Consider the following 7120-nt stretch of genomic DNA (forward strand, 5'->3'; position numbering starts at 1 on the left):
ATGGCCTGCGGCCCTGACCGGACGTACCAGGTACATCCAGTCAGGGCCGCAGGCCCGGGCGGCTCACCTGCTCAGCCGGTTCCACAGGAACGTCCAGTGCGTCGCCGCCATGTAGGCAGCCTGCGCATTGTTCGCCGCGCCGCCGTGGCCGCCCTCGATGTTCTCGTAGTAGGTCACGTCCTTGTCCGCGGCCAGCATGAGGGCCGCCATCTTGCGGGCGTGGCCGGGGTGCACGCGGTCGTCCTTCGTCGACGTCGTGAAGAGCACCGGCGGGTAGTCCCGGGCGGCGTCGAACAGGTGGTAGGGCGAGAAGGTCCGGACGAACGACCAGTCGTCGGTGTCCGGGTCGCCGTACTCGGCCATCCAGGACGCGCCGGCGAGCAGGTGGGAGTACCGCTTCATGTCCAGCAGCGGGACGCCCACGATGATCGCCCCGAACAGCTCCGGGTAGCGCGTGAGCATGTTCCCGGCGAGCAGACCGCCGTTCGAGCGGCCCTCCATCCCGAGCTGCGCCGGGACGGTGATGCCGCGGACGACGAGGTCGCGCGCGACGGCGGCGAAGTCCTCGTACGCCCGGTGGCGGTGCTCCTTCAGCGCGGCCTGGTGCCACGCCGGCCCGTACTCGCCGCCGCCCCGGATGTTCGCCACGGCGTACACCCCGCCGCGCTCGAGCCATGCGCGGCCGACGGTGCCCGAGTACCCGGGCAGGATCGCGTGCTCGAACCCGCCGTAGCCCCACAGCAGGGTGGGCGCGGGACCGGCCTCGCCCGCGACGAGGTCCGCCCGGCCGACGACGAAGTACGGCACGCGCGTGCCGTCGTCCGACTCGGTGAACTGCTGGCGGACCGCCAGCCCGGCGGACTCGAAGTACGAGGGCGCCGACTTGAGCACCTCGGGTGCCTCCCCGTGCTCACCCGGCCCGACGGTGGTGAGCCCCAGCGTCGACGGCGTCAGGTAACCGGTGGTGACCACCCAGACGTCGTCGGAGTCGACGACGTCCACCGCGCCGACGCCGACCGTGAGCAGCTCGCCGCCCACGGAGAGCTCGGACCGTGCCCACGACTGATCGCTGGTTGAGCTTGTCGAAACCTCGGTCTCGACTCGCGGTTCCTGAGCCTGTCGAAGTGCGACCACCGGAGCGGGCGGCGTCAGCACATGGAGCAGGTTCTTCACGTCGTCCAGCACGTTGAGGACCAGATGGTTCCGCGTCCAGGTGATCCCGGAGAGCGACGTCGTCCGCGTCGGCTCGAAGAGGACGGTCAGCTCGCGGGACCCGGCCATGAAGTCGTCGAAGCCGGCGGCCAGGAGGGATCCGGCGCGGTAGGTGACCTCGCCGAGCGTCCAGTCGTCGCGCAGCCGCACCAGCATCCACTCACGGTGCAGGCCGACGTTCGCCGAGTCGGGCACATCGATCTTCGTGAGGGTCTGCCCGGGCGTGCCCACACCCGTGGCCAGGTACGTCTCGTTGGCGTAGAACCGCAGGGCACGGTGCACCAGGTCGCGCTCGAAGCCCGGGGTGTGCGACCGGGACGCGCTGATGTACATGTCCTCGTCGGTGCCCTCGTAGACGAGGGTCGCCTCGGCCGGCGGAGTGCCGCGGCGCCACCGCCGCACCTGCCGCGGGTAGCCCGACGGCGTCATCGTGCCCGCGCCGAAGTCCGTGAACACGTAGACCGTGTCCGCGTCGACCCAGGACAGTCCGCCCTTGGCCTGCGCGCGGACGAACCCGCCGTCGCTCTCGGGCACGAACTGCTTGGTGACCAGGTCGAACTCGCGGGTCACGTCGGAGTCGGAGCCGCCCGGCGAGAGGTCGACCAGCGCGTGCCTGCGGGGCTCGCCCGCCGCGAGCTGCTCCGGCGTCGGGCGCAGGACGCTCGCGCCGTGCCAGACCCAGCTCTCGCCCTCCTGTGCCGCGAGGGCATCGAGGTCGAGGACGATCTCCCACTCGGGGTCGTCGGTCCGGTAGGAGTCGAGGGTCGTGCGGCGCCACAGGCCGCGCTCGTGCTCGGCGTCCTGCCAGAAGTTGTAGTAGTGCTCGCCGACCTTCGAGACGTGCGGGATCTTGTCGTCCGAGTCGAGGACCTCGCGCACCGCCCGCTCGGTCTCGGTGAAGGCGGGGCCGCCGAGCGCCTCGGCGCTGTGCGCGTTGCGCTCGCGGACCCAGCTCAGGGCGGCGTCGCCGTCGACGTCCTCGAGCCACGCGAACGGGTCGGTGCCGGCGGGGTCCAGGGGAGTGGCCGGGAGAGCGGATCGGGGGGCGGTCTGGGTGTGCTCGACGCTCATGGTGAGCACCCTACGCGGCCGGTAGCGGCTTCCGCCGTCCGTGGGCCGCTTGCCGTAGCCTGAGCGATGCGCGCCCGTTTTTTGCCGTAATGTGGGGTTATTGGACCGCGGTGCTGCCGCATTCCTCACTGGCACATATTTTCGCTGGTCGCACCACGGCCGTGCCCTTCCACGCGTGGGACGCGCTGTGGTAGAAACTGCACTCCAGGGGGTTGTTCGCCCCCTCCAGCCGAGTTCGTGAAGCAGGCCGCGGTAATCCGCCGTGTCCGGGCTTTCCAAACTCTGACGAGACAACTATTAGGGGGATCGGCTCGGTGAGCTCGATGTCTTCTTCTCCTCCGCCGAGCAGGCTGCGCCAGGTCGCGCCCTGGGTGTGCGTCGCCGGCGTGCTTGCCTATGTACTCGTAGCGCCCGTCCTGTTCACTGCCACCGGGGCCTCGTCCACGTGGCCCGCATGGCTCGTCGGCATCGCCGCCGTCGGGCTCGCCGTGGCGGCCGCGCTGATCGCAGCGCGGTCCTCACGGGACGACCTCGCATCGCACGAGGACCTCGTCCTCGCGCACCGTCGGGCCGAGGAGCGTGCCGAGGCGGCCTCCGCGGCCCTCGACGCCCTGGCGAAGGAGCAGCTGCCCGCCTTCCTCGACAGCGAGCCGGCGCCGCCGTTGCCGCACCTTCCCGGCGACGCGGGCGCACAGGCCCGGCTGGACGAGGCGGCGGCCATGCTCGCCCGGGTCCAGGAGGAGCGGGTGGCCCGCCGCGACGCCGTCCAGGTCGCCGTGGTCGCCCTGAGCCGCAAGGTCCAGGCCGCCGCGCACCGCATCCAGGAGGAGGCGGCGCGGATGGTGCAGCGCCACCCCACCGACCCGGACATCCTGCAGACGTCCATGCGCGTCGACCACGCCGCGGCCCAGCAGGCCCGCCAGGCACAGAGCCTCGCGGCCCTGTGCGGCGAGTGGCCGGGCCAGCAGTGGAGCGAGCCGCTCCCGCTGCCCGACGTCGTCAAGGGCGCTGCCAGCCGCATCACCGCTTTCCACCGGGTCGAGGTGTCGGGCGACCCCGGGGTCGCCGTCTCGGCGCGCATCGTCGAGCCGCTCATCCACCTGGTGGCCGAGCTGCTGTCCAACGCCACGCAGTCGTCTCCGCCCACGACGCAGGTGCTCGTGTCGCTCCGCCAGGTGCAGCGTGGCGCGGTCGTCGAGATCGACGACTGCGGTGTGGGCCTCGACCTCAAGCAGCTCGAGCAGGCGCGCGACATCGCCTCGGGCAAGCGCGAGATCAGCATCACGGAGCTAGGCGAGATCCCGCAGACCGGCCTGGCCGTCGTCGGTACCTACGCGCGGCGCCACGGCTTCCGCGTCGACGTCACCGAGTCGGTGTACGGCGGGCTCCGCGCCATCGTCATGATCCCGGCGGAGCTCACCGAGGCAGTGGTGCCGACGGGGATGCTCACGCCGGCGGCGACGCTGCCGAGCGCGAGCAGCCCGTCCACCGGGGTCTCGGCCCTCGGCTCCGGACGGAGCGCCAGCACCACCGCCGTCGTCGAGCCGCAGCTCGCGCCAGAGCTGCCCGGCGCCAAGCCGGCGGACGACGACGAGTGGCCTGCCCCCGCTGCACCCGACCCTGCGACCGTTGTCCCTGTCGAGCCGCTGAGCGCGCCCGGTGACGTGGTCGACGACGAGGAGGAGACGCCCGTGGCCGGTGCCCAGGTGAAGGCCCCAGGCGAGCTGCCCCTGCGTCCCGGGCGGGCCCGCCCCGAGGACGACGAGTTCCCCGAGCCGTCCGCACTTCCGCAGCGGCGATCACGCCGTGGAGAGGCGGAGGCGCCCGACGACCGGACCAAGACCGCGGAGGCCCGTAGGGAAGCTCCGGGTCCCGTGCAATCGGCCGAAGAGGCCGGTGAGTGGATGGGTGCCTTCTTCAGTTCGAGCGAGGCGCGGTTCGGGGACTCACCTGACAGCAGCGAGCCGCCGGCTGGAGCCGGTGGAACTTCGGAGGACCGATGACTACGCAGGCCGACGGCATGACCAGCACCGACGGCAACAGCTGGATGCTCGAGCTCATCAGTGGCGTACGGGGGGTCAAGCATGTTGTGGTGCTCACCTCGGACGGCCTGATGAAGGTTCGGACGGACCAGACCCCGCTCGACACGGCCGACAAGGTCGCCGCGGCGTGTGCCGGACTTGCGGCACTGGGGATCGGAATGAGCAGGGAGTTCGGAAACAGCGACACGATTCGCCAGATTGTGGTGGAATTCGACGGAGGGTTCCTCTTTGTCCGGGGGGCCGGTGATGGTTCGCGGCTCGCGGTCGTCACCGATCCGGTGATCGACCCGGCGCTGATTGCCCAGCAGATGCAGGCCCAGGTCCTCATGATCGGGGAGCGCACCCTGGGCACGGAGCGGATCACGAGCTGATCCCGCACCGGGCGCCGTCGAAGGAAAGCAGTGCTCGGGCCTGGCAGGGCTCGAGGGTTCAGGCACCACCAGCTCGACCGATACCTGACCGACCGACAGGGGGCGAGGGGATGGACACCGAGGAGTACCACGACCACCCGGTGCGCTCATATGTGCTCACCTCGGGGCGGGCGCACCCGTCGCGCAACACGTTGCGACCAGAGACTCTTGTCCGTGCTGTCGAGAGCCGTCCCGTGCTCTCGACGGCGGGCCGGCTGGAGCGCGAGCTGGTACAGCTGTGCCGAGGCACGCTCGCGCTCGCGGAGGTCGCGGCCTACCTGCAGCTACCGGTCAGCCTCGTGGCGGTCATGGTCTCCGACCTGGTCGATTCGGGGAACCTGACGATTCGTTCCAACCATCAAGCGCACGTCCTGCCCGGCAAGGACATCCTGGAGAAGATTCTCGATGGACTCCGCAAGCTCTGACCGCACCACGCCCGAGCGGCACCTGGCGCCGACCGTGGCACGGTCGGTCAAGGTGCTCGTCGTCGGTGCCTTCGGGGTGGGCAAGACGACACTGATCGGCGCGGTCAGCGAGATCGACCCGCTGCGCACCGAGGAACGCATCACCACGGCGAGCGTCGGCATCGACCCGGGGCAGCCGAACAAGGAGACGACGACGGTCGCGATGGACTTCGGTCGCATCACCGTGACCGAGGACATCGCGCTGTACCTGTTCGGCACCCCGGGCCAGCGCCGCTTCTGGGACCTCTGGGCGGGCCTGGCCGACGGCGCCGTCGGCGCCCTCGTCATGATCGACACCCGGCACCTCGAGGACAGCTTCGAGGTCCTGGACCAGCTGGAGCTGCGGACCAAGATCCCGTTCGCCGTGGTCGTCAACCAGTTCCCGGACTCGCCGGACTATCCGCTGGAGCGCGTGCGCGCGGCCCTGGACCTGCTGCCGGAGACGCCCATCGTCGAGTGCGACGCGCGGGACCGGCAGTCCGCCGTACTCACCCTCATCACCCTGGTCGAGCACGCCATGACCTTCCCGGTGTTCCAGAAGGTCAACGCGTGACGTTGGCCAACAGACTGCATCTGAGGCTGGAGGACGTCGCGGACCGGATGCAGCTGTCGGACATCACGACGGCCCGGGATCCGCACAAGCTGTACGAGCAGCTCCGTGACGAGTGGGGCCCGGTCGCGCCGATGGACCTGGAGCCGGGCGTGCCCGCCTGGCTCGTGCTGGGGTACGACGAGGCGAGCAGCGTCATGCGCAACGAGCTGCTGTTCTCCCGCAACTCCCGCAACTGGCGGTACGTGCAGGAGCGTTCCCTGCCCGCTGACTCCGGGGTGTTCGCCGCCCTGGCACCCCGGGAGAACGCGTACTTCCTCGACGGTATGCAGCAGCGCCGCCTGCGCGCCCCGCTCGACGACGCCCTGAGCGGCGTGGACGAGAAGCGGCTCGCGCGCACCGTCGCGGTGACGTGCGAGGCGATCATCGACCGCTTGATGCCGCGTGGCGAGGCCGACCTCGTGAGCGAGTACGCGGTGTCCGTTCCCGTGATGGTCATGACCGAGATGTTCGGCATGAGCCTGTCCGACGGGAGCAAGATGCACGAGCTCACCGAGGCCGTGTACGCGGGCAAGGAGAAGGCCCGCGCGGCCGCGGCCGAGCAGGAGGCGCTGCTGGCGGTCATCGTGGCGACGCACCGGGCGGAGCCGGGCGAGGACCTGACGACCGCCCTCGTGAACCACCCGAACCACGCGAACGACGTGGAGGTGATGGCCTCGATCGGCGTGATGTTCAGCCTGGGGCACGACGCCGAGATCGCCTGGATCGCCAGCACGCTGCACATGATCCTGACGGACCCGGCGTTCGCGGCCCGCGTGCGCCGCGGTCGCCTCGACCTGGACGACGCGCTGGACGAGGTGTCGCGCCGGCACCCGCCCGCGCCGCACGTGCTGCCCCGGTTCGCCCGGCAGGACTGCGAGCTGGGCGGCCGCCGGATCGCCTACGGTGATGCTCTCGTGCCGGCCGTCGCCGCCGCGAACGCCGACCGGGCCATCCGCACGGACGACCCCTGGGAAGAGCTCGGCAGCCGGTTCCACCTCACGTGGGGTGCTGGTGCGCACGCCTGCCCTGCCCACCGCATCGGCCCGCTGATCGGCCGCATCGCCGTGGACACCCTGCTGCGCAGGATCCTCGACATGGAGCTGACCGTGCCGGCGGACGCGCTCAAGATGTCGATCTCGCCGTGGTCGCGCTACCCGCGCAGCCTTCCGGTCCGGTTCACCTCTCCGCCGACCGAGGGCGGCCCCCGCATCGAGCGCTGACCCCACCGAGGTAGAACTGTGGCGAAGTAGAACTGTGGCGAAGTAGAACGGGGGCCGGACCGCTGATCAGCGGTCCGGCCACAGCCCGGTGGGTCTCGTCATCCGGACG

6 protein-coding genes are annotated in these 7120 nt (G+C 70.8%); 5 read left to right on the forward strand and 1 reads right to left on the reverse strand.

What is annotated here, in order from left to right:
* Window positions 1-63: 63 nt before the first annotated feature.
* A complete protein-coding gene (locus AB0F40_RS18955) occupies window positions 64-2283 on the reverse strand; it encodes a prolyl oligopeptidase family serine peptidase (protein WP_357470922.1) in 2220 nt (739 codons plus the stop codon).
* A 323-nt stretch (window positions 2284-2606) separates the two neighbouring features.
* Between AB0F40_RS18955 and AB0F40_RS18960 the strand changes: the two genes are divergently transcribed.
* From AB0F40_RS18960 to AB0F40_RS18980, 5 genes are all read left to right on the forward strand, one after another.
* Window positions 2607-4286, forward strand: a complete 1680-nt coding sequence (locus AB0F40_RS18960) for an ATP-binding protein (RefSeq protein WP_357470924.1) — start codon at window positions 2607-2609, stop codon at window positions 4284-4286.
* Window positions 4283-4696 (forward strand): roadblock/LC7 domain-containing protein, encoded by a 414-nt coding sequence (locus AB0F40_RS18965; protein ID WP_253876930.1) that lies wholly within the window; start codon window positions 4283-4285, stop codon window positions 4694-4696. The genes AB0F40_RS18960 and AB0F40_RS18965 overlap by 4 nt, the downstream gene beginning before the upstream one ends.
* Before the next feature lie 110 nt (window positions 4697-4806).
* A complete protein-coding gene (locus AB0F40_RS18970; protein ID WP_129789316.1) occupies window positions 4807-5160 on the forward strand; it encodes a DUF742 domain-containing protein in 354 nt (117 codons plus the stop codon).
* Entirely contained in the window at window positions 5141-5752 is a 612-nt protein-coding gene (locus AB0F40_RS18975) for an ATP/GTP-binding protein (RefSeq protein ID WP_357470929.1), read from the forward strand. Before AB0F40_RS18970 ends, AB0F40_RS18975 begins: the two co-directional genes overlap by 20 nt.
* Window positions 5749-7011 (forward strand): cytochrome P450, encoded by a 1263-nt coding sequence (locus AB0F40_RS18980; protein ID WP_357470931.1) that lies wholly within the window; start codon window positions 5749-5751, stop codon window positions 7009-7011. Before AB0F40_RS18975 ends, AB0F40_RS18980 begins: the two co-directional genes overlap by 4 nt.
* Window positions 7012-7120 lie beyond the last annotated feature (109 nt).

The sequence above is a fragment of the Promicromonospora sp. NPDC023987 genome (assembly GCF_040639055.1).
GTDB lineage: Bacteria > Actinomycetota > Actinomycetes > Actinomycetales > Cellulomonadaceae > Promicromonospora.

Coding starts and splice junctions, on each gene's coding strand:
- AB0F40_RS18955 (WP_357470922.1), bottom strand. CDS start 2,283: ATGAGCGTCGAGCACACCCAGACCGCCCCCCGATCCGCTCTCCCGGCC.
- AB0F40_RS18960 (WP_357470924.1), top strand. CDS start 2,607: ATGTCTTCTTCTCCTCCGCCGAGCAGGCTGCGCCAGGTCGCGCCCTGG.
- AB0F40_RS18965 (WP_253876930.1), top strand. CDS start 4,283: ATGACTACGCAGGCCGACGGCATGACCAGCACCGACGGCAACAGCTGG.
- AB0F40_RS18970 (WP_129789316.1), top strand. CDS start 4,807: ATGGACACCGAGGAGTACCACGACCACCCGGTGCGCTCATATGTGCTC.
- AB0F40_RS18975 (WP_357470929.1), top strand. CDS start 5,141: ATGGACTCCGCAAGCTCTGACCGCACCACGCCCGAGCGGCACCTGGCG.